This window comes from Pseudoalteromonas sp. L21 (genome assembly GCF_021728035.1).
GTDB lineage: Bacteria > Pseudomonadota > Gammaproteobacteria > Enterobacterales > Alteromonadaceae > Pseudoalteromonas > Pseudoalteromonas arabiensis.
On sequence record NZ_JAKKCV010000004.1, the window covers coordinates 354,585 to 377,351 of the forward strand.

Annotated in this window: 15 protein-coding genes; 7 read left to right on the plus strand and 8 right to left on the minus strand. The window is 41.6% G+C overall.

The window, feature by feature from the left end:
- Positions 1-63: 63 nt before the first annotated feature.
- Positions 64-2,760, minus strand: a complete 2,697-nt coding sequence (gyrA, locus tag L3V41_RS13445; protein ID WP_062569022.1) for a DNA topoisomerase (ATP-hydrolyzing) subunit A — start codon at positions 2,758-2,760, stop codon at positions 64-66.
- A 176-nt stretch (positions 2,761-2,936) separates the two neighbouring features.
- On the opposite strand from gyrA, the gene ubiG reads away from it, so the two are divergent.
- The 5 genes from ubiG (at position 2,937) to yfaE (ending at position 8,472) form a co-directional block, all read left to right on the plus strand.
- Positions 2,937-3,647: a bifunctional 2-polyprenyl-6-hydroxyphenol methylase/3-demethylubiquinol 3-O-methyltransferase UbiG gene (gene ubiG / locus L3V41_RS13450; RefSeq protein WP_237127924.1), complete on the plus strand. Its 711-nt coding sequence runs from the start codon at positions 2,937-2,939 to the stop codon at positions 3,645-3,647.
- Positions 3,647-4,321, plus strand: a complete 675-nt coding sequence (locus L3V41_RS13455) for an HAD-IA family hydrolase (RefSeq protein WP_237127925.1) — start codon at positions 3,647-3,649, stop codon at positions 4,319-4,321. The genes ubiG and L3V41_RS13455 overlap by 1 nt, the downstream gene beginning before the upstream one ends.
- Positions 4,322-4,713: 392 nt before the next feature.
- The gene (nrdA, locus tag L3V41_RS13460) at positions 4,714-6,999 is read left to right on the plus strand and encodes a class 1a ribonucleoside-diphosphate reductase subunit alpha (RefSeq protein WP_062569019.1); all 2,286 of its coding nucleotides are present in this window, start codon (positions 4,714-4,716) and stop codon (positions 6,997-6,999) included.
- A 70-nt stretch (positions 7,000-7,069) separates the two neighbouring features.
- A complete protein-coding gene (gene nrdB / locus L3V41_RS13465) occupies positions 7,070-8,200 on the plus strand; it encodes a class Ia ribonucleoside-diphosphate reductase subunit beta (RefSeq protein ID WP_062569018.1) in 1,131 nt (376 codons plus the stop codon).
- Positions 8,200-8,472, plus strand: coding sequence for a class I ribonucleotide reductase maintenance protein YfaE (gene yfaE / locus L3V41_RS13470; protein ID WP_062569017.1), 273 nt, complete (start codon positions 8,200-8,202; stop codon positions 8,470-8,472). The genes nrdB and yfaE overlap by 1 nt, the downstream gene beginning before the upstream one ends.
- On the opposite strand, the gene L3V41_RS13475 is transcribed toward yfaE, so the two are convergent.
- Positions 8,469-8,996 carry a YaeQ family protein gene (locus L3V41_RS13475; RefSeq protein ID WP_237127926.1) on the minus strand — a complete coding sequence of 176 codons (528 nt, stop codon included), beginning with the start codon at positions 8,994-8,996 and terminating at the stop codon, positions 8,469-8,471. The genes yfaE and L3V41_RS13475 overlap by 4 nt on opposite strands.
- Positions 8,997-9,152: 156 nt before the next feature.
- On the opposite strand from L3V41_RS13475, the gene L3V41_RS13480 reads away from it, so the two are divergent.
- Positions 9,153-11,549 carry a TonB-dependent receptor gene (locus L3V41_RS13480; RefSeq protein ID WP_237127927.1) on the plus strand — a complete coding sequence of 799 codons (2,397 nt, stop codon included), beginning with the start codon at positions 9,153-9,155 and terminating at the stop codon, positions 11,547-11,549.
- 98 nt (positions 11,550-11,647) lie between these two features.
- Here the strand turns inward: L3V41_RS13480 and glnS are convergent, their stop codons facing one another.
- On the minus strand, positions 11,648-13,315 hold the full coding sequence (glnS, locus tag L3V41_RS13485) for a glutamine--tRNA ligase (protein WP_237127928.1): 1,668 nt from the start codon (positions 13,313-13,315) through the stop codon (positions 11,648-11,650).
- A 228-nt stretch (positions 13,316-13,543) separates the two neighbouring features.
- Between glnS and L3V41_RS13490 the strand changes: the two genes are divergently transcribed.
- Positions 13,544-14,614: a DUF3083 family protein gene (locus L3V41_RS13490; protein WP_062569013.1), complete on the plus strand. Its 1,071-nt coding sequence runs from the start codon at positions 13,544-13,546 to the stop codon at positions 14,612-14,614.
- Between the two features lie 50 nt (positions 14,615-14,664).
- On the opposite strand, the gene argA is transcribed toward L3V41_RS13490, so the two are convergent.
- From argA to L3V41_RS13515, 5 genes are all read right to left on the minus strand, one after another.
- Complete coding sequence (gene argA / locus L3V41_RS13495) at positions 14,665-16,005, minus strand: amino-acid N-acetyltransferase (protein WP_237127929.1); 1,341 nt, start codon at positions 16,003-16,005, stop codon at positions 14,665-14,667.
- Between the two features lie 193 nt (positions 16,006-16,198).
- Positions 16,199-17,071, minus strand: coding sequence for a succinate--CoA ligase subunit alpha (gene sucD / locus L3V41_RS13500; RefSeq protein ID WP_062569011.1), 873 nt, complete (start codon positions 17,069-17,071; stop codon positions 16,199-16,201).
- Entirely contained in the window at positions 17,071-18,237 is a 1,167-nt protein-coding gene (gene sucC / locus L3V41_RS13505) for an ADP-forming succinate--CoA ligase subunit beta (RefSeq protein ID WP_062569010.1), read from the minus strand. Before sucC ends, sucD begins: the two co-directional genes overlap by 1 nt.
- A 176-nt stretch (positions 18,238-18,413) precedes the next feature.
- Positions 18,414-19,934 (minus strand): 2-oxoglutarate dehydrogenase complex dihydrolipoyllysine-residue succinyltransferase, encoded by a 1,521-nt coding sequence (odhB, locus tag L3V41_RS13510; RefSeq protein ID WP_193988767.1) that lies wholly within the window; start codon positions 19,932-19,934, stop codon positions 18,414-18,416.
- A gap of 3 nt (positions 19,935-19,937) precedes the next feature.
- Complete coding sequence (locus L3V41_RS13515) at positions 19,938-22,757, minus strand: 2-oxoglutarate dehydrogenase E1 component (RefSeq protein ID WP_062569008.1); 2,820 nt, start codon at positions 22,755-22,757, stop codon at positions 19,938-19,940.
- Between the last annotated feature and the right edge of the window lie 10 nt (positions 22,758-22,767).

The following is a 22,767-nucleotide window of genomic DNA, read 5'->3' on the forward strand; positions in this document are numbered from 1 at the left end:
GCCTCATTCCAGTAATTATAGTGCTAATAAAAAAAGCGGCCGAAGCCGCTTTTTAAATCAATGTTATTCTGAAGGTGGGTTATCACCCGTTTCTTCAGGATTTGTATCGACTACTTCAACGGCCTCGCCTTCGATGGCTTCAAGCTCATCAACTTCGATTTCTTCGATACGTTGTAAACCAACTACTTGCTCTTCGTCAATAGTTCGTATCAAAATAACGCCCTGTGTATTACGACCAACTGTAGAAACCTCATTAACCCTAGTACGTACGAGTGTACCGCGATTAGAGATAATCATGATTTCGTCGTTGTCATCAACTTGTACTGCACCAACCACAGCGCCATTACGCTCGCTTACTTTGATTGATACAACACCTTGCGTTGCACGGCTCTTCGATGGGTAATCTTCAAGTGCCGTACGCTTACCGTAACCATTTTCAGTCACAGTGAGGATTGCACCATCTGACTTAGGTACGATTAATGACACCACGCGTTGATCGTCCGCCATCTTAATACCACGAACCCCCGTCGCTGTACGGCCCATTGGACGTACACCTTTAAAGCGGATTTCTGGGTTACCATTTTCGTCTAGAACTGCATTGCCGTTTTCATCAACGACAGCTGATTCTTCCGCTTCTTTAAAGCGAACAACTTTACCCGCATCAGTGAATAGCATGATTTCATTCGTGCCATCAGTGATATCAACACCAATTAGGCTATCGCCTTCATTTAGGTTCACAGCGATGATACCGCTGGCACGTTGACGGCTATACGCAGTCAGTGGTGTTTTCTTAACTGTACCAAACGCAGTCGCCATGAAGATGTATTTATCTTCTTCGTACTCACGTACCGGTAAGATAGCAGTAATACGTTCATCAGCTTCAAGTGGTAATAAGTTAACAATTGGCTTACCGCGCGCCGCACGGCTTGCAAGTGGTAACTGATATACTTTAAGCCAATACAAGCGACCTGCCGTTGAGAAACACAGGATTGTATCGTGTGTATTGGCAACTAATAGACGTTCGATGAAATCTTCATCTTTCATCTTCGTTGCTGACTTACCTTTACCACCACGACGCTGTGCTTCGTAGTCAGATAATGGCTGATACTTAACGTAACCTTCGTGAGAAAGCGTTACAACAACGTCTTCTTCATTAATTAGGTCTTCAAGGCTGATATCGTGAGCCGCTGCACTGATTTCAGTACGACGTTCGTCACCATATTGCTCTTTAATTTCTACTAGCTCGTCGCGGATAACTTCCATTAGGCGATCTGGGCTTGAAAGTATAAATAAAAGCTCAGCAATAAGATCAAGGAGTGTTTGGTACTCGTCTAAGATCTTTTCATGCTCAAGACCCGTTAGCTTGTGTAAACGTAGGTCTAGAATTGCTTGTGCTTGTTGCTCAGATAAATAGTATTGACCGTCACGGATACCTAAATCATCAGCTAACCAATCAGGACGTGCAACGTTATCTTCACCTGCTTTTTCAAGCATTGCTTTAACAGTACCCAGCTCCCATGAGCGTGCTGTTAATGCTGCTTTTGCTTCTGCTGGTGTTGGTGACTTACGAATAAGTTCAATAATCGGATCGATATTCGCAAGAGCAATCGCTAAGCCTTCAAGCGTGTGAGCACGGTCACGGGCTTTACGTAAATCAAATACCGTACGACGTGTAACCACTTCACGGCGGTGTACGATAAACGCTTCAAGCATTTCTTTAAGGTTAAAGCACTTAGGTTGGTTGTTATCTAGTGCAACCATGTTCATACCAAACACAGTTTGTAACTGAGTTTGTGCATAAAGGTTGTTTAAGATTACTTCACCAACATCACCACGTTTGATTTCGATAACGATGCGCATACCGTCTTTATCTGATTCATCACGTAGTGCGCTAATACCTTCAATCTTCTTATCTTTAACAAGCTCAGCGATCTTTTCGATAAGACGCGCTTTGTTAACTTGATAAGGGATTTCGTGGACGATGATCGTCTCACGGCCAGTTTTTTCGTCTACTTCGATTTCAGCGCGAGCACGAATATAAACTTTACCACGGCCCGTTAGGTACGCTTGCTCAATACCTTTTTTACCATTGATAATCGCCGCAGTCGGGAAATCTGGACCTGGGATATATTCAATAAGGTCAGCAATTGTCATATCAGGGTTTTGAATAAGCGCTAAACAACCATTGATAACTTCTGTTAAGTTATGAGGTGGAATGTTTGTCGCCATACCAACCGCGATACCCGAAGAACCGTTTACTAATAAGTTAGGTACTTTAGTAGGTAATACGTCAGGAATTTGCTCAGTACCGTCGTAGTTAGGTACGTAATCAACCGTTTCTTTTTCTAAGTCAGCTAATAATTCATGTGACATTTTCGCCATACGGACTTCCGTATAACGCATTGCTGCCGCAGAGTCACCATCAACAGAACCAAAGTTACCTTGGCCGTCAACTAGCATATAGCGTAATGAGAAAGGCTGCGCCATACGAACGATGGTGTCATATACCGCGCTGTCGCCATGTGGGTGGTACTTACCGATTACATCACCAACAACACGTGCTGATTTCTTGTAAGGTTTATTCCAATCATTATTGAGTTCGTTCATTGCGAATAAAACACGGCGGTGAACAGGCTTTAAGCCGTCACGTACGTCTGGCAATGCACGCCCTACGATTACACTCATCGCGTAATCAAGGTAGGAGTTTTTTAATTCATCTTCAATATTGACTGGCAGAATTTCATTGGCGAGATCAGTCATTTGATTTCACATTCCTTCAGTATTGACTCATAAAGAGGCAAAGCGCCGTCTTCAGAGCTTTAGTTATTATTTCCAGACCATGCTATCACAATTTATTTAGATTTACAGGCGCTAAATCTTTGCGATTTATTAATTTACCCCTATATAATGGCCTCAGATTGACGAGGAAGTTTTTTATGACCGAACATCAAAATGTAGATAATGCAGAAATTGCAAAGTTTGAAGCCATCGCAGAACGTTGGTGGGATCGCGACGGAGAGTTCAAACCTCTTCATGAAATAAATCCTCTTCGCTTGGATTTTGTTGCCTATAAAGTGGGCGGCTTATTTGATAAGGAAACCTTAGATGTTGGCTGTGGCGGCGGCATTTTAAGTGAAAGCATGGCACGTATGGGCGCAAAAGTGACTGGTATCGATATGGGTCAAGAGCCATTAACCGTTGCCAAACTACACAGTTTGGAAACCGGCGTGCCCGTTGATTATATTAAAGTACCCGCAGAAGAGTTTGCTGAAGAGCACCCTGCTCGCTTTGATGTGATCACTTGTATGGAAATGCTGGAGCATGTTCCAGATCCTGCTTCTATTATTCGTGCTGTAGCAGAACTTGCCAAACCGGGCGCCGATGTATTCTTTTCAACATTAAATAAAACCCCGAAAGCATACTTATTTGCCATTGTTGGCGCTGAAAAGCTTTTAAAAATGGTGCCCGAAGGTACTCATGACCACAAGAAGTTTATAAAACCTGCACAGCTTATTGCATGGGCAGAAGAGGCAGGCTTAAAAGTAAGAGCCAGTACAGGCCTTACCTATAATCCGTTCTCTAAGCAGTACAGCTTAAATGATGATGTCAGTGTTAATTACATTCTTCACTTTGAGAAACTGGTCTGATGAGTGGTGTACAAACACCCTCTATCGATTTTGATGCGTTTATCTTTGATTTAGATGGCACACTACTCGATACCGCAGATGACTTAGGTGGCGCATTAAACCGTGTCTTAGCTGATGCCAATGTGGCGCCTGTTGCTGAGCATGTTTATCGCCCCGCAGCTTCTAATGGTGCAAATGCATTATTAGAAGTAGGCTTTGGTGATAAATGGCCCGAACTTGAACAACTCGCCTTGCGCCAGCAGCTTCTTGACTACTACGCTGCAGATATTGCTGTGCACAGTAAATGCTTTAAGGGTATAGAGCAGCTCTTAGTTGCACTTGAACAAAAAGACATTAAATGGGGCATTATGACTAATAAACCAGGTTTTTTAACAGAACCGTTAGTCAAAGCAATCCCTTCTTTAAGTAATGCTATGGCTGTGGTGAGTGGAGATACACTAGACGTGGCGAAACCATCTCCAGATCCACTACTGCATACTGCTGAGATCCTCAATGTTGATCCCAGTCGTTGTTTATATATAGGGGATGCGGAGCGCGACATCCAAGCGGCAAAAGCAGCCAATATGTATAGTGCTACTGCTTTATGGGGCTATATACCTAGTGTTGATGCTGCTCTGGATTGGCAAGCTGATTTCAATTGGCATTCGCCTAGTGATGGATTTAACCATATATAGTGCTATATTTAAATTTAGATACTATATATTGTGATCGGTTTGAGTTTTGAGCATTCTTTGACGATAAAAAAAACAGTCAAAATTTATTTTCAAAAACGGTAAATTTTCTAGATCTTGAGTTGATTTTTACAAATTTCATCATCAATGAATGGTCAAAGGTTAATGCTCACTAACACAATGCGCTTATCCAGTAGTTATCCACAAATAGGGGCATTTCTGTCCCTTGCAAATGATCGCAGACCACACTATCTTGTGATCTGCAATTTAAAGAACACCAGATATTGTGGCTAAATGTTATTCAATTCACACAATCTAGTGTTTAATAATAAAAATTATACTGAAGAATAAGTTTTCACTAAAAATATAATTTCCCAAGGAATACAGGCAAGACTATGAACCAACAGCTATCTGTAAGCAAACGTGACGGCCGTAAAGAGTCACTTGATCTAGATAAGATCCACCGCGTGATCGCTTGGGCCGCCGAAGGTCTAAATAACGTGTCTGTCTCGCAAGTTGAATTAAAATCACATATTCAATTTTACGATGGAATTCGTACCGATGACATCCATGAAACTATCATCAAAGCGGCAGCTGATCAGATCTCTAAAGATACGCCTGACTACCAATATCTTGCTGCTCGATTAGCTGTATTCCATTTACGTAAAAAAGCGTACGGCCAATTTGAGCCACCACGCTTATACGATCACATCACGAAATTAGTTGAAGACAAACGTTATGATCAACACTTACTTGTTGATTATACCGAGCAAGAAATCGATGAGTTAGATTCTTATATTGATCACAACCGCGACTTAAACTTCAGCTATGCTGCTGTAAAACAGCTAGAAGGGAAATATTTGGTTCAAAACCGTGTTACTGGTGAAATTTACGAAAGTGCACAGTTTTTATACATCTTAGTTGCTGCAAGCTTATTCTCTGATTATCCAAAAGAAACGCGTCTTGACTACATCAAGCGCTTTTATGATGCAGTATCTACATTCAAGATTTCATTACCAACACCAATCATGGCCGGTGTGCGTACGCCTACGCGCCAGTTCAGCTCATGTGTACTTATCGAGTGTGGTGATAGCCTAGATTCTATTAATGCGACATCGTCTGCGATCGTTAAGTATGTTTCGCAACGTGCAGGGATTGGTATTAATGCGGGTCGCATTCGTGCGCTTGGCAGCCCTATTCGCAACGGTGAAGCGTACCACACAGGTTGTATCCCGTTTTATAAGCATTTTCAAACAGCAGTTAAAAGCTGTTCACAAGGTGGTGTACGCGGCGGCGCAGCAACCCTATTCTACCCATTATGGCACTTAGAAGTTGAAAACTTATTAGTTCTTAAGAACAACCGTGGTGTTGACGATAACCGTGTTCGTCACCTTGACTACGGTGTACAGTTCAACAAATTAATGTACAGCCGTTTAATTAAAGATGATTACATCACTTTATTTAGCCCATCAGATGTACCTGGTCTATATGACGCCTTCTTCGAAGATCAAGCGAAGTTTGATGAGCTATATGTTAAGTACGAGCAAGACGAGTCAATTCGCAAAAAACGTATTAAAGCGATTGAGTTATTCTCAATGTTTGCACAAGAGCGTGCAAGCACAGGTCGTATCTACTTACAAAATGTTGACCACTGTAATACACACAGCCCGTTCATTTCGACTGTGGCACCAATTCGTCAATCTAACCTATGTTTAGAAATTGCATTACCAACTAAGCCACTTAGCAATGTAATGGATGAAGAAGGTGAAATTGCACTGTGTACTTTGTCTGCGTTTAACTTAGGTGCAATTGAATCACTTGATGAATTAGAAGAGCTTGCTGAACTTGCAGTTCGTGCGCTTGATAACTTACTTGATTTCCAAGACTACCCTGTTCCAGCAGCTAAAAACGCGACTATGGGTCGTCGTACGTTAGGTATTGGTGTAATTAACTTTGCTTACTACTTAGCGAAAAATGGCAAGCGTTACTCAGACGGCAGTGCAAATGCGCTGACTCACAAAACATTTGAAGCAATTCAATATTACCTAATGAAAGCGTCAAATGAGTTAGCGAAAGAACGTGGTGCATGTCCAAAATTTAACGAGACTACGTATTCTCAAGGCATTATGCCAACAGATACTTACAAGCGTGACCTTGATCAGTTCTGTGAAGAGCCACTTCACTTAGACTGGGATTCATTACGTGCCAGCATTAAAGAGCACGGTATGCGTAACTCGACGCTGTCTGCACTAATGCCTTCAGAGACATCATCGCAAATCTCTAATGCAACAAATGGTATTGAACCACCACGTGGTCATATCAGTGTTAAAGCAAGTAAAGATGGTATCTTAAAGCAAGTAGTACCAGAGTATGAAAATCTGAAAGATAACTACGAGCTACTGTGGGATATTCCTTCAAACGATGGTTACTTACAACTTGTTGGTATTATGCAAAAATTCGTTGACCAAACGATCTCTGCAAACACGAACTATGATCCATCTAAGTACGAAGGCGGTAAAGTACCTATGAAGGTGCTATTAAAAGATTTACTAACTGCGTATAAACTCGGTGTTAAAACCCTGTACTATCACAACACCCGTGACGGTGCATCTGACTCTCAAGATGAGTTAACACCTGAGGTTGAAGATGACAGTTGTGCAGGCGGCGCTTGTAAAATCTAATTAAATTAATAACATAACAAAGGCGGGCTCATTAGCCCGCTTTGTCCTGACTGTTTTTTGAGAAATCACTATGTCATATACAACTTTTAGTCGAAACCATAATAACCAATTACAAGAACCGATGTTTTTCGGCCAAACAGTAAACGTGTCACGTTACGATCAACAAAAGTACCCTATTTTCGAAAAGCTAATCGAAAAACAATTATCGTTTTTCTGGCGCCCTGAAGAGGTTGACGTAAGTAAAGATCGCTTAGATTTCCAAGCGCTTCCTGATCATGAAAAACACATTTTTTTGAGTAACCTAAAATATCAAACACTACTTGATAGTGTGCAAGGTCGCTCTCCAAATGTTGCCTTACTGCCGATTGTATCAATCCCTGAGCTTGAAACATGGATCGAAACATGGGCATTCAGCGAGACTATTCACAGCCGTTCTTATACGCATATTATTCGTAACGTAACGCAATCTCCTGAGCTTATCTTCGATGATATTGTAAGCAATGAAAAAATCAGTGAGCGCGCTGATGCGGTAACTAAATATTATGATGATTTAATCAACATGGTATCGCTATATAACTTATATGGTGAAGGTAAACATGTTATTAATGGTAAAGAAATCAAAGTAAGCTTATTTGATCTTAAAAAGCAGCTTTACCTTGCTATGATGTCGGTTAACATCCTAGAAGCCATTCGTTTTTACGTAAGTTTTGCGTGTTCATTTGCTTTCGCTGAGCGTGAATTAATGGAAGGTAATGCGAAAATCATCAAGTTAATTGCGCGTGATGAAGCACTGCACTTGTCTGGCACACAGCACATTCTAAACATTATGCAAGATGGTAAGGACGACCCAGAAATGGCGATCGTTGCTGCACAATGCCGCGAAGAAGCGATCCAAATGTTTGTCGAAGCTGCCGAGCAAGAAAAAGATTGGGCAGAATACTTATTCAAAGATGGTTCTATGATTGGTCTAAATAAAGATATCTTATGCCAATACGTTGAATACATCACTAATGCACGTATGACTGCGGTAGGCTTACCTGCTCAGTTTGAAAGTAAGAGCAATCCTATTCCTTGGATCAACTCTTGGTTGGTATCAGACAATGTACAAGTTGCCCCTCAAGAAGCTGAAATTAGCTCTTATCTAGTTGGTCAAATCGACTCTCAAGTTGATGCATCTGACTTTGGTGACTTCGACCTGTAATGAGCACTAACATCACTGCACAGGTTATCCTTGCAGGAACAGACAGCCAGAATGTAGAGTTTGATTCTGGCTGTTCATCTCTCCTTGAATGCCTAGAACAACAAAAAATAGATGTCCCCTACCAATGCCGAGAAGGTTACTGCGGTGCATGCCGTGCAAAATTAGTTGAAGGGAGCGTCAAGTATAATCAAGAGCCGCTTGCTTTTGTGCGAGAAGGCGAAGTTTTACTATGTTGCAGTAAGCCCAATGGTAAGATAACCATTGAGCTTTAGTGCCAAACTAATTGCTTACTCTGATAAAAACCAAGCTTATCTGCAACACTGATTGCATGCTCATCAATAGTGACATCCCACTGTAGGTTTTTGGTTAGGTGTGACGCTAAATCATCGATAAATTGATGATCAAAGGCAATCAAATGTCCATTGCTGATCAGTTCAAGTGAATGCTGATATTCATTCAGCCAATCACCATCCAATGTTGTCACTACCCATAATTCATCCACCCTTTTCGCCATTTTACTGAGAGTGGGAAAATCGGGTTCATCAACGACTAACCAAGTTATATAGTGCTCATCTAATGCTTTGATAGCAACATCAGGCTCCGAACGATCTGATTTTGCATTAAGCACAGCATCCTCATTATATGCAAATACACAATAACTTAATAATTTAAGAACAAAGTGCTGGTAGCTTTCTGAGCGCTCGCACGCAGTAGTAAATACCTTAGAATGATTACGGTGCTGGCGTAAATTAGCGATACTAAATTGTGCCTTGAATACCCTATTTTTATCAGACATAGCTGTTAACCTTTACACGAGTAAGGTGTCTTGAGTATAGCCGATGTATAGTAAATAGCGACAAAACAAAAGTTATACTATAACGTCATTGTTTTGCCATAAATGAGGTGTTATATTATATCAAGATTATTAATAATAAACTCAGAAGTAGGAACGATGAATAAACTTACAGTACTTTCAAGTGCCGTTGCAGCAGCTTTATTTTCACATTCGAGCTTTGCAGCTGTTATCTCAGGTCAAGTTCTAGACGATAAGCAACAACCCATTGCAAATGCCGAAATTCATGTTCACGGTAAATCACAAACAGTGGTGACGGACAAATCAGGTCAATTTAAAATTGATGTAGATAACAAAGGCCAACTCCACATAAGTAAAGACAACTACATTGATAAACGTATAGAAATTTCTGGTGACAGCCAATCTGTTGTCGTCAATCTAACACCGACGTCAGTTGAAACTGTTGTTGTTTATGCATCAGCCCTACATAAAAATAGTTTAGAAATGATCTCACCGGTTAATGTACTTGCTGGTGATAATTTAAAAAACAAAGCCAAGCCAACTTTAGGTGAAACACTAAAAGGCTTACCTGGTGTGAATGCCAGTTATTTTGGCCCAGTTTCATCAAGTCCAATTATTCGTGGCTTAGATGGTCCACGTGTAAAAATCACCCAAAATGGTCTTGATAGCAGCGATGCCTCACGTATAGGCCCAGATCACGCCACATCTAACGACAGCTTAGCTGCTGAACAAATCGAAGTACTTCGCGGCCCTGCTACCCTACTTTATGGCTCAGGTGCGATTGGTGGTGTAGTAAACGTCGTTGATAATCGCATCCCTACCGATAGCATCGATACGCTAACCGGCGCTGCACAATACACTCACGATACAGTGTCGAATACCAATACCTACGCCGCTAAGTTAGAAACGGGTAATAACGGATTTAATTTCCATTTTGACGGAACTAAGCGTAAAGGCCACGATTATGAAACCCCTACCTTCGAGCTTCCTGAAGAACACGAAGAACATGAAGGTGAAGAGCATGAAACAGCTAACAGCGTAGAAAACACATTTATCGACAGCGAAACGCTGAATTTTGGTACTAGCTATGTAGGTGAACATTTAACGGTAGGCATGTCCTATGGTCGTATTGAAACTGACTATGGTATTCCTGCTCATGAACACCATCATCATGAACATGACGAGCATGAAGAAGGTGAGCATCATGAAGGTGAAGAAGAGCATGAAGAATCAGTATTTGCACGCTTAGAACAAGACCGTTGGCAAGGTTACATGAGCTATGCATTGCACGATAACTGGATCGAAAATATTACGCTTCGTGTCGGTTACACTGATTATCAACATGCCGAAATTGAAGGTGGAGAAATCGGCACTGTTTTTCATAACGAAACAACAGAAGCACGTGCCACTGTTGAGCATAAATTAGGACAGTGGCATGGCATAGCAGGCTATCACTTTTATGAGTCTGATTATGATGCAGACGGTGAAGAAGCCTTTACCCCTGCCAGCACCACAACTTCAAACGCATTATTTTTACTCGAAGAAAGACAATTTGGTGACGTTACGGTTGAGCTAGGTGCACGAATCGAAGATTACAAAATTGACTCAGATATCACCATGAGTGAACACCATCACGATCATGAAGATGACCACGAGGAAGAAGCACACGAAGAAGCTGAAATTATCAGCTACAGCGAAGATTTCACAAACCTTAGCTTATCTGCAGGTGCGATTTGGCAATATCAAGAAGGTCAAAGTGTTGCTCTAAGTGTGTCACGTTCAGAGCGTGCACCACTGAGTGCTGAGCTACTATCAAATGGTGTGCACATTGCTACTAGTACCTATGAATTGGGCCTTGGTTATCACATTGAGGATGGTGAAATTCATTTTGAACCGGAAAATATTGATCAAGAAACTGCCACCAATTTTGATTTAAGCTTCCGCCGTTTTATTGGCGATTTTGGTTACACAGTTAATTTCTTCTATAACGATATTGAAAACTACTACTACCAACAAAATACAGGCTTAGTATTTGATGAAGAGCACGGTTTAGAGTCAGCAGCGGATGCTGATGAAGATGCAATGGCGGTTTATCAATTCGCGAGTAAAGATGCAAAACTTTACGGTGTTGAGTTTGATGTTCATTACCAAGTTACACCGAGTGCATTAGTAAAAGTATTTGGTGATTCAACAACTGCGAAATTAAAGGATGGTGAAGGCTATTTACCACGTGTGCCAGCCAATAAACTTGGCTCTGAATTACAATACACATTTGCAGATTGGCAGTTTAGCTTAACAGGTACACATTATTTTGAGCAGTCAGATATCACAGCCTATGAAACAAAAACTGATGGCTATACTTTGTTTGATGCATCTGCTAACTACCAACTCGATTTAGGCCCTGTAGATACACAGCTTTATATTAATATTGATAACTTAACCGATGAGCTAGGTTTCGTACACAGCTCATTTATTAAAGAGAAAGCACCACTACCAGGTCGTAATTTCAGCTTAGGTATTCGCGGTTATTTCTAATTTGACTTAAGTTTTAATCGTTATAAAAAAACCCTTTTACTTTAAAAGTGAAAGGGTTTTTTATTAAGCTTAGAAACTTAAAAATTTAGTTAAAAGGTTTAGCCTTTTTGTTCAATCTTCGCCCATGAATCACGAAGACCTACAGTTTGATTGAATACTAATGTTTCAGCTTTGCTATCACGACAGAAGTAACCCATACGCTCGAACTGGAAGCCCTGCTCTGCTTGTGCGTTGGCAAGTGACGGTTCAACTTTAGCGTTAGCAAGCACCACGAGTGACTCTGGGTTCAAAGTTGCGTTAAAGTCTTCGGCAGCAGCTGGGTTTGGTACGTTAAATAAACGGTCGTATAAACGTACTTCAGCTGTGATAGATTCACTTGCTGATACCCAGTGAATTACACCTTTAACTTTGCGACCATCACTTGGGTTTTTACCCAGAGTTTCTGGATCGTAAGAACAGAAGATAGTAGTAATTTCACCATTTTCATCTTTTTCAACACGCTCAGCTTTAATTACATAAGCACCACGTAAACGTACTTCTTTATTAAGGACCAAACGCTTGAACTTGTTATTTGCTTCTTCACGGAAGTCTTCACGCTCGATATAAAGTTCACGCGTGAAAGGCACATCACGACGGCCCATCTCTTCTTTATTCGGGTGATTTGCAACAGATAACGTTTCTACTTTATCTGCGTCATAGTTTTCGATAACAATCTTCACCGGATCAAGAACTGCCATTGCACGTGGTGCATGTTCATTTAGGTCTTCACGGATACATGCTTCTAGCATACCCATTTCAACCATGTTCTCTTGTTTAGTGATACCGATACGAGAACAGAACTCACGTACTGATGCAGGTGTATAACCACGACGACGTAAACCAGCAATCGTTGGCATACGCGGGTCGTCCCACCCTTCAACATGACCATTAACCACTAAGTCGTTTAATTTACGCTTAGACATAATGGTGTACTCAAGATTTAATCGTGAAAACTCGATTTGTTGCGGATGACACTCAAGGCTAATGTTATCCAATACCCAATCGTATAAACGACGGTTATCTTGGAACTCAAGCGTACATAATGAGTGTGTAATGCCCTCTAACGCATCAGAAATACAATGCGTAAAGTCGTACATTGGGTAAATGCACCACTTGTCACCTGTTTGGTGGTGATGAGCAAAACGGACACGATATATAATCGGATCACGTAATACCATGAATGAGCTTGCCATATCGATTTTTGCACGAAGTACACACTCGCCTTCTTTGAATTCGCCATTACGCATTTTTTCAAATAGCGCTAGGTTTTCTTCAACTGGTGTGTCACGGTATGGGCTGTTTTTACCTGGCTCTTTTAATGTACCACGGTATTCACGCGCTTGATCTGGCGATAAGAAACACACATACGCAAGGCCTTTTTCGATAAGCTCAACCGCATAGCCGTATAACGCATCGAAATAGTTAGATGAATACTTGATTTCACCATCCCACTTAAAACCTAACCACTGCACATCTTCTTTAATCGAATTTACGTAATTGATGTCTTCTTTTTCTGGATTCGTATCATCGAAACGTAAATTACAAAGACCTTGATAATCTTTGGCAATACCAAAGTTTAAGCAAATCGACTTTGCATGACCAATGTGTAAAAAACCGTTTGGTTCTGGTGGAAAACGCGTGTGCGTAGTCGCATGCTTACCGCTTGCGAGATCTTCATCAATACGCGTTCTAATAAAGTTACTTGGGCGATTCTCAATTTCCGCCATAGGAGCATAATCCTCTGAATATTGCATGGTGACAAAACTAATGCATTATTACAAAAACAAACCTTAACATACAGTAGTTGAATCATGTTTATTGAAGATATTAAGTCGATTGTTGAATACATAGTTCACAGACTCGACAAAATCGGTAAAAAAATTGTTCTAACGCAATAAAATGATCATCCAGTAGCGATATAGTCCCGACAGTTTTACTTTTAATAAGGAAAAAAGATGGCTTCGCTCAATCAACATCGAGTCTATATTCCAAGCTCAGCACGTGCAAACCAATATGTGCTAGTTGAATTTAAACCAAACGATGAGTTTTTCGCGCAGTTTAGCTCAGTTAACTGCAGTTATAAGCGTCTTGCAAGGGAATTATTTGCACTATGCGACGAATATGAACTTCACAATGTTCATCTAATCGCAAATGATAAACTACCCGTGGTTCGTTATCACGATGAAGCATATAGCTTAGAAACCGCCAAACAAATTCTGTTTTTTTATAATCCTCAATACCATGAAGCCCACACTATATTTGCTTCTGATGATGAAAAATGTAAAAAGATTCGCTTCTTATTCTTGGCAACCGGTGAAGAAATTAGGGCTAATGCAGCCCAGTTTCATCATAAAGTACAGCGTGTCATTAGCAGCTTACAAGATAAGCTGTTAAGCAACCAATCTTCGCTAAAAATTCGCGATCACCAACACCTTACTTATGACATGTTTGCAAAAGCAAAAGGCCATAAAGAAAGCTACGGTTATAAATTAAGAAGCCTCTACCCTCGTTATCAGTCTCGTCAATGTCACTTACCAAGTGAGCACAGTGAAATGACCTATGCGGGATTCTCAATTCCAGTGACGCGTGCGATAAAAACGCAATTCCAGCATATGCTTAACGAAGCAAACTACACACAATTTTATCAGTATATTTTTGATGCGTTTAAACGCGCATGTGAAAAACGCCAATTAACACTGGGGGCTTTTATCGCTAATGGTACCCGACCTATAGTGCGCAATAGCCATATCGATAATGCGCAAAGCAACAGTGAACTACAAAAATTGACCTTTGATTGCAGCACGAAAGAACCCCAATTACAGCATTACTGGGATGCCAAGAGCTTAGTTGACGTGCTGCATTTCGTGATTGCAGCCGCAGATAAAGATAAGCATGATATTGGTTATGGTCGATTTATGAACCAAGTTCAAAGCGCAATTAATGAAGTGACCGATGAGCTGGCATTCAACCCAACTCGGCAAGATTTACGTGTGCGTTTTTATCAGCACATTAACTATCAATATTAGATAAGTACAGTATTGAAAATTGAAGGTGACGCCCATGCGTCACCTTTTGGTTACCTGTTTTTACTCAGCTTAGTGAGGTCCAAACGCAATACCTTAGAACGGCGTTCATGGTTATAAAGCGCTTTTTTCTTTGTCGGCAACTCATCAACTGTCACTATTTCAAAGCTTTGCTCTAAAAACCAGTGAATACTCCGTGTAGTCAGTGCAAATAAATGCGAGTAACCCGCACGCTTGGCTTTATTAATAATAAACCTCAGTAGATAACTGCCGCGATCGGCATCTCGGTACTGAGGGTGAACAGCCAAACTCGCAAACTCCCCTACCTGTTCATCAGCAAACGGATACAAAGCTGCACAGGCAATGATAAGTCCATCACGTTCAATAACTGTAAATTGTTCAATTTCAATTTCTAGCTGTTCACGTGAACGACGCACTAAATAGCCTTGCTGCTCAAGCGGTCTAATAAGGTTAATGATACCGGTTATATCAGAGATAGTTGCGCTACGAAGTTGCTCTGAGCTTTGTGGTGCGATTTGTGTACCAATACCATCTAAAGAGAACAATTCTTGTAATAACGCGCCATCTTCTTTGTAACTAACTAGGTGGCAGCGATGTACACCACCTCGGCAAGCATCAATTGCAGCTTGTAAGAAAACAGTCGCACTTAAACACGAATCAGCTTGGTTGCGGTAATTAGCTAAAACACGTTCCGCTTCGTTTGGCATCAACTCAGCGATTGCTTCGCCATTTTCATCTAAAATACCGGCTTCTTGACAGAAACCGAGCATTTTATCGGCACGCAGTTTTAACGCTACTTGAGTAGCAATTTCTTCTGCGGTTAAATTAAAACTTTCACCGGTAACTGATGCCGCAATCGGCCCTAATAATACAATACCGTTATTATTTAACTGATGGCGAATACCCTCTACGTCAATGCGCCTTACTCTTCCTGAGTGATGATAATCAACCCCTTCATCCACACCTAGTGGCTGTGCGATGACAAAGTTACCGCTTACCACATTCAGAAAAGAGCCTGACATAGGTGTACTACTAAGAGACGTTGATAACCGTGCTGTAATATCAAATTGCATTGCACCCGCAACTTTTTTAATTACATCAAAGGTGGCGTTATCCGTTACGCGTATCTCATTGTGGAACTGACTAGTTATGCCAACTTGCTCAAGTGCTGCATTAAACTGTGGTCGTGCGCCAAACACTAAAACAATTTTAATACCTAGGCTGGTAAGTAATGCAACATCGTTGATAATGCTGCGACAACCAGGCTGATCTATTGCCTCTCCACCAAGCATTACGACAAAAGTTTTGCCTCTGTGGGCATTAACATAGGGTGTTGACTGACGAAATCCATCGACCAATTCAGTGGTACGCACGTAATATTTACCTTGTAAAATCGGATGTTTTTAATAAAAACGAATAAACAAGACATCAGTCTAAAGAATTTATATTCACAAATAAAGCATTATTATTCTTTTTTTGTGAATAAATTTTGACATCGATTGGCCGCAATATATCAGATACAAAAAAGGCTCGCATAAGCGAGCCTTTTTAAGAGATTGAAACTGATTACCAGCCTGTTTTCTCTTTAAGTGCATTACCGATATCAGCTAATGAACGTACAGTTTTTACGCCCGCAGCTTCTAATGCAGCAAACTTCTCATCAGCAGTACCTTTACCGCCTGCAATGATTGCACCAGCGTGACCCATACGCTTACCTGGAGGTGCAGTAACACCCGCAATGTAAGAAACAACAGGTTTAGTCACGTTGTGCTTGATGTACTCAGCAGCTTCTTCTTCTGCAGTACCACCGATTTCACCGATCATAACGATTGCTTCAGTTTGCTCGTCTTTTTCGAACATTTCTAAAACGTCGATGAAGTTAGTGCCTGGGATTGGGTCACCACCGATACCAACACATGTTGATTGGCCGAAACCAGCGTCAGTAGTTTGTTTAACCGCTTCGTAAGTAAGTGTACCAGAACGTGATACGATACCTACTTTACCAGGCTTGTGGATATGACCAGGCATGATACCGATCTTCGTTTCACCAGGAGTGATAACACCTGGGCAGTTAGGACCGATCATACGAACACCAGTTTGGTCAAGCTTAACTTTAACGTCAACCATGTCTAGTGTTGGGATACCTTCAGTGATACAAACGATAAGCTCGATGCCTGCATCGATAGCTTCTAAGATAGCATCTTTACAGAAAGGAGCTGGTACGTAAATAACAGATGCAGTTGCACCTGTTGCTTCTACAGCGTCACGTACTGTGTTGAATACTGGAAGACCTAGGTGCGTTTGACCGCCTTTACCAGGGCTTACACCACCAACCATTTGTGTACCATACTCAAGCGCTTGCTCTGAGTGGAAAGTACCTTGGCCACCTGTGAAACCTTGACAGATAACTTTTGTATCTTTATTGATTAATACAGACATTATTTGCCCTCCGCAGCAGCAACAACTTTTTCAGCTGCGTCTGTTAGTGACTCAGCAGCGATGATGTTAAGGTCAGAACTTGCAAGAACTTCACGACCTAGTTCAGCGTTAGTACCTTCTAAACGTACTACTACAGGAACATTTACACCTACTTCTTTAACTGCGCCAATGATACCTTCTGCGATCATGTCACAACGTACGATGCCACCAAAGATGTTAACTAAAACAGCTTTAACGTTGTCGTCAGATAGGATGATCTTGAATGCTTCAGATACACGCTCTTTAGTCGCACCGCCACCAACATCTAGGAAGTTAGCTGGCTTACCACCGTGTAGGTTTACGATGTCCATAGTACCCATTGCTAGGCCTGCACCATTAACCATACAACCAACGTTACCATCTAGTGCAACGTAGTTAAGCTCGAAGCTTGCAGCGTGAGCTTCACGTGCATCTTCTTGTGAAGGATCGTGCATTTCGCGGATTTTAGGTTGACGGTAAAGCGCGTTACCATCTACACCGATTTTACCGTCTAGACAGTGAAGGTTACCTTCGTCTGTGATTACTAGCGGGTTGATTTCTAAAAGAGCGAAATCGAAATCGTTGAACATGTTAGCAAGACCCATGAAGATCTTAACGAACTGTTTCATTTGAGTTGGGTTTAAACCAAGTTTGAAACCTAATTCACGAGCTTGATAAGCTTGAGGACCAACTAGTGGATCGATCTCAGCTTTGTGAATTAATTCTGGCGTTTCTTCTGCAACTTGCTCGATTTCCACACCACCTTCAGTAGATGCCATGAAAACAACTTTACGAGAAGCACGATCTACTACAGCGCCAAGGTATAATTCGTTAGCGATGTCAGTGCAGCTTTCTACAAGGATTTTAGCTACTGGCTGACCATTTTCGTCTGTTTGGTAAGTAACTAAGTTTTTACCTAACCAGTTCGCAGCGAACTCTTTCACTTCGTCGATTGTTTTAACTAGCTTAACACCGCCAGCTTTACCACGGCCACCTGCGTGAACCTGTGTTTTAACAACCCACATATCACCGCCAATTTTCTCAGCAGCTGCTGCAGCTTCTTCAGGTGTATCGCAAGCGTAACCGTGAGAAACTGGTAAACCATATTCGGCAAAAAGTTGTTTTGCCTGATACTCATGCAAATTCATGATGCTTTATCCAATTTTTTATACTAAAAGAGCTGAATATTTATGCAAATAAACAGCTATCCCAAATTGCGCACCTAGTATAAATCCCAAGGCTCGACATGAAAACCCCAGTTAGACCAAAGGCGCAAAAAAAAAGCTGCGAACATGGTTCACAGCTTAGTTTTTATACAACTAGATTAAACATCTAGTAATAATCGAGTTGGATCTTCTAGTAACTCTTTAATTGTCACTAAGAAGCCTACAGATTCTTTACCATCAATTTGGCGGTGATCATAAGATAACGCTAAATACATCATTGGTAAGATTTCAACTTTACCGTTAACAGCCATAGGACGATCTTGGATTTTGTGCATACCTAAGATTGAAGACTGTGGTAAGTTGATGATTGGTGTAGATAGCAATGAACCGAATACACCACCGTTAGTGATAGTGAAGTTACCACCAGTCATATCATCTAAAGATAATTTACCATCACGACCTTTAAGTGCTAACTCGCGAATACCCTTCTCGATTTCAGCAACTGATAGCTTGTCACAGTCTTTAAGAACTGGCGTAACAAGACCACGTGGTGTAGAAACTGCGATGCTGATATCGAAGTAGTTGTGATAAACGATATCATCACCGTCGATAGATGCATTAACTTCAGGGAAACGCTTAAGTGCTTCAGTCACTGCTTTCACGTAGAAAGACATGAAACCTAAACGGATACCGTGGCGCTTTTCGAATACTTCTTGGTACTGCTTACGAAGGTCCATGATTGGCTTCATGTTCACTTCGTTAAATGTAGTTAACATCGCAGTTGAGTTTTTAGCTTCAAGTAGACGATTAGCAATTGTTTTGCGTAAACGTGTCATAGGCACACGTTTTTGTGTACGGTCACCGATAGGCGCAGCTGGTGCAGAAGCTTCAGCTTTTGGTGCAGCAGCAGGTGCTTTTAAGAATTTATCAACATCTTCTTTAGTTACACGGCCATTTTTGCCAGTGCCTTTGATTTTAGATGCATCAAGACCTTTCTCAGCGATTAAACGACGTACTGACGGTGTTAATACGTCAGAGCTGTCATTTGAGTCGCTAGAAGCGGCTGGCGCTTCTTCTTTAGCAGCAGATTTAGCTGGCGCAGCACCGGCTTTAACAGTACCGATTACTTGCTCACCTAGCACGGTTTCACCTTCTGCGTGAATGTGCTCACCCATGATACCGTCATCTTGGGCAACAACTTCAAGAACAACTTTATCAGTTTCGATGTCAACTAAGTTTTGGTCGCGAGTTACCGCTTCGCCTGGTTGTACATGCCATGTAGCAATTGTCGCGTCTGCGACTGATTCTGGAAGTACAGGTACTTTAATGTCCACTTCTTTACCTTCTGATGCTGGTGCTGATTGCGCCGCAGCCGGCGCGTCTTCTTCTGATTTAGCTGGTGCTGATTCTTTAGCAGTGTCATCACTTGCTGGTGCTTCATCAGCATCACCAAGTAAAGCAATTACTTGCTCGCCAAGAACAGTTGCACCTTCTTCTTGTGAAATTTCAGTAATTACACCATCATTTGGTGCAACAACTTCTAAAACAACTTTGTCTGTTTCAATATCTACCAAATTCTGGTCACGGCTTACTTTATCGCCAACACTTACGTGCCAGGTCGCTACGGTAGCATCAGCAACCGACTCAGGAAGTACAGGAACTTTAATTTCTGTGCTCATTGCTTATCCTTTCTTTTCAATAGTAAGCGCATCTGCAACGAGCGCTTGTTGTTCTTTTGTATGCACTGACATGTAACCACATGCAGGCGATGCCGAAGCTTTACGACCAGCGTAAGTCAATTTAGCGCCTTGTGGGATTGCATCAACAAAATGGTGTTGTGAACAATACCACGCACCTTGGTTTTGCGGCTCTTCTTGGCACCACACAAAGTCTTTAACATGCTGGTAACGCTGCATAATTGTATCCATCTCATCATGAGGGAATGGATATAGCTGCTCAACGCGAACAATAGCAATGTTATCTAATTCTTGCTTACGACGCTCTTGTAGTAGCTCGTAATAAACTTTACCACTACAAAATACAACGCGTTCCACTTTATCAGCTGCAATATCATCGATCTCATCGATCATATTGTGGAACACACCTTCAGATAACTCTTCCAGTGTTGATGTTGCCAGCGGGTGACGAAGTAACGACTTAGGTGTCATAACAATCAATGGACGACGAAGTGGACGTACCGATTGACGACGCAGCATTGCATATACTTGCGCAGGTGTTGAAGGTACACACACTTGCATATTGTGATCAGCACACAATTGCAAGAAACGTTCAAGACGTGCTGAACTATGCTCAGGACCTTGCCCTTCATAACCATGAGGAAGTAAACATGTAAGGCCACATAAACGGCCCCATTTTTGCTCACCTGAGCTTAAGAATTGGTCAAATACAACTTGTGCGCCGTTAGCAAAGTCACCAAACTGTGCTTCCCACATAACAAGTGATGTAGGCTCAGCGGTTGCATAACCGTATTCAAATGCAAGAACTGCTTCTTCAGATAATACAGAATCGTATACTTCAAATGCACCTTGATTCTCACTGATGTTTTGCAGTGGTAAGTAGGTAGATGCATCTTGTTGATTATGAACAACAGCATGACGATGGAAGAACGTACCACGACCAGAGTCTTGGCCAGTTAAACGAATGTCAGTGCCCGCATCAACAAGGGTTGCGTAAGCAAGTGTTTCTGCCATACCCCAATCAAGTGGTTTTTCACCGGCTGCCATTTGCTTACGATCGTCGTAGATTTTCTTAACACGTGATTGCGCTTTGTGGCCTTCAGGGTAGCTAGCAACGATATTACCAAGCTCTTTAAGCTTTTCTACTGAGACTTTTGCGTCATACTCTACATTCCAATCGTGACCAACAAATTTAGCCCAATCAGAAGAGTGTGACGTTTCTGGTTGAATTTCTTCAACTACACAGTTACCACCGTCAAGGCCATTACGGTATTCATCAGCAAGTGCTTTTATTTCTTCTTCTGAGAATGAACCTTCAGACACAAGTTGGTCTGCATAGATAAGACGCGGTACTGGGTGCTTTTTGATTTTTTGGTACATAAGAGGCTGAGTCGCATTTGGCTCATCCGCTTCGTTATGGCCATGGCGGCGATAACATACTAAATCAATCACTACATCACGTTTAAATTGATTTCTGAAATCAAGTGCGATTTGTGTAACAAATGCAACTGCTTCAGGATCGTCAGAGTTAACGTGGAAAATTGGTGCCTGAACCATTTTCGCAATATCAGTACAGTATGGCGTAGAACGTACATCCGACTGTTTTGATGTTGTAAAACCAACTTGGTTATTAACAACAATGCGGATACTACCACCACAACTAAATGCATTAGTTTGCGATAAGTTAAATGTTTCTTGTACAACACCTTGACCTGCAATCGCAGAGTCACCGTGAATAGTGATTGGTAATGCTTTAATCCCTGACTTGTCACCTAGGCGGTCTAAACGCGCACGAACCGAGCCCATAACTACTGGGTTTACGATTTCAAGGTGAGATGGGTTAAACGCAAGTGCCATATGCACATTGCCACCCTTAGTTGCAAAGTCAGATGAGTAACCCATGTGATACTTAACATCACCTGAGCTTAATGTGTCTTTGTGTTTTCCAGCAAACTCATCAAATAGATCAGAAGGGTTTTTACCTAATACGTTTACTAGTACGTTCAAACGACCGCGGTGAGCCATACCAATAACGGCTTCTTTTTGCCCGCTTTCGCCTGCACGATGAATTAGCTCTTTAAGCATAGGTACTAATGCATCACCACCTTCAAGTGAGAAACGTTTAGCACCAGGGAATTTTGCGCCTAAATACTTTTCAAGACCATCAGCAGCTGTTAAACCTTTAAGGATACGCAGCTTTTCATCTTTTGAAAAAGTAGGACGTGATTGCACTGATTCCAAACGCTGTTGTAACCAACGTTTTTCTTCAGTTGAAGTGATGTGCATGTACTCAGCACCAACTGACCCACAATAGGTCGTTTTTAGTGCTTGGTATAACTCACCAAGAGGCATGGTTTCGCGACCTACGGCAAACGAACCCACATTGAATTCACGGTCAAAATCAGCTTCTGATAAATCGTGATATTCCAATTCAAGATCACGAACACGTTCGCGTTGCCAAATACCTAATGGATCTAGGTTGGCATTTTGGTGACCACGGAAACGGAAAGCATTAATAAGTTGTAGCACTTTGACCTGTTTAGGATCGCCAGAGCCACCCTCTGCTACCACTACCTCTCTATGCTTGTTTTTAGCAAGCTGTGCAAATTGTGCACGAACTTCTGAATGTTTAACGTCAACATCCACACCATCAACTTTTGGTAATTGTTCGAACACTTCTCGCCATTCTTCTGGCACAGAAGTCGCATCATCTAAGTACGCTTCATAAAGCTCTTCTACGTAAGCAACGTTACCGCCGTTTAAGTGAGAAGATTCTAGCCATGCCTTCATCACACCTTCGTGCATTTATAAGCCC

Coding starts and splice junctions, on each gene's coding strand:
- gyrA (WP_062569022.1), bottom strand. CDS start 2,760: ATGACTGATCTCGCCAATGAAATTCTGCCAGTCAATATTGAAGATGAA.
- ubiG (WP_237127924.1), top strand. CDS start 2,937: ATGACCGAACATCAAAATGTAGATAATGCAGAAATTGCAAAGTTTGAA.
- L3V41_RS13455 (WP_237127925.1), top strand. CDS start 3,647: ATGAGTGGTGTACAAACACCCTCTATCGATTTTGATGCGTTTATCTTT.
- nrdA (WP_062569019.1), top strand. CDS start 4,714: ATGAACCAACAGCTATCTGTAAGCAAACGTGACGGCCGTAAAGAGTCA.
- nrdB (WP_062569018.1), top strand. CDS start 7,070: ATGTCATATACAACTTTTAGTCGAAACCATAATAACCAATTACAAGAA.
- yfaE (WP_062569017.1), top strand. CDS start 8,200: ATGAGCACTAACATCACTGCACAGGTTATCCTTGCAGGAACAGACAGC.
- L3V41_RS13475 (WP_237127926.1), bottom strand. CDS start 8,996: ATGTCTGATAAAAATAGGGTATTCAAGGCACAATTTAGTATCGCTAAT.
- L3V41_RS13480 (WP_237127927.1), top strand. CDS start 9,153: ATGAATAAACTTACAGTACTTTCAAGTGCCGTTGCAGCAGCTTTATTT.
- glnS (WP_237127928.1), bottom strand. CDS start 13,315: ATGGCGGAAATTGAGAATCGCCCAAGTAACTTTATTAGAACGCGTATT.
- L3V41_RS13490 (WP_062569013.1), top strand. CDS start 13,544: ATGGCTTCGCTCAATCAACATCGAGTCTATATTCCAAGCTCAGCACGT.
- sucD (WP_062569011.1), bottom strand. CDS start 17,071: ATGTCTGTATTAATCAATAAAGATACAAAAGTTATCTGTCAAGGTTTC.
- sucC (WP_062569010.1), bottom strand. CDS start 18,237: ATGAATTTGCATGAGTATCAGGCAAAACAACTTTTTGCCGAATATGGT.
- odhB (WP_193988767.1), bottom strand. CDS start 19,934: ATGAGCACAGAAATTAAAGTTCCTGTACTTCCTGAGTCGGTTGCTGAT.
- L3V41_RS13515 (WP_062569008.1), bottom strand. CDS start 22,757: ATGCACGAAGGTGTGATGAAGGCATGGCTAGAATCTTCTCACTTAAAC.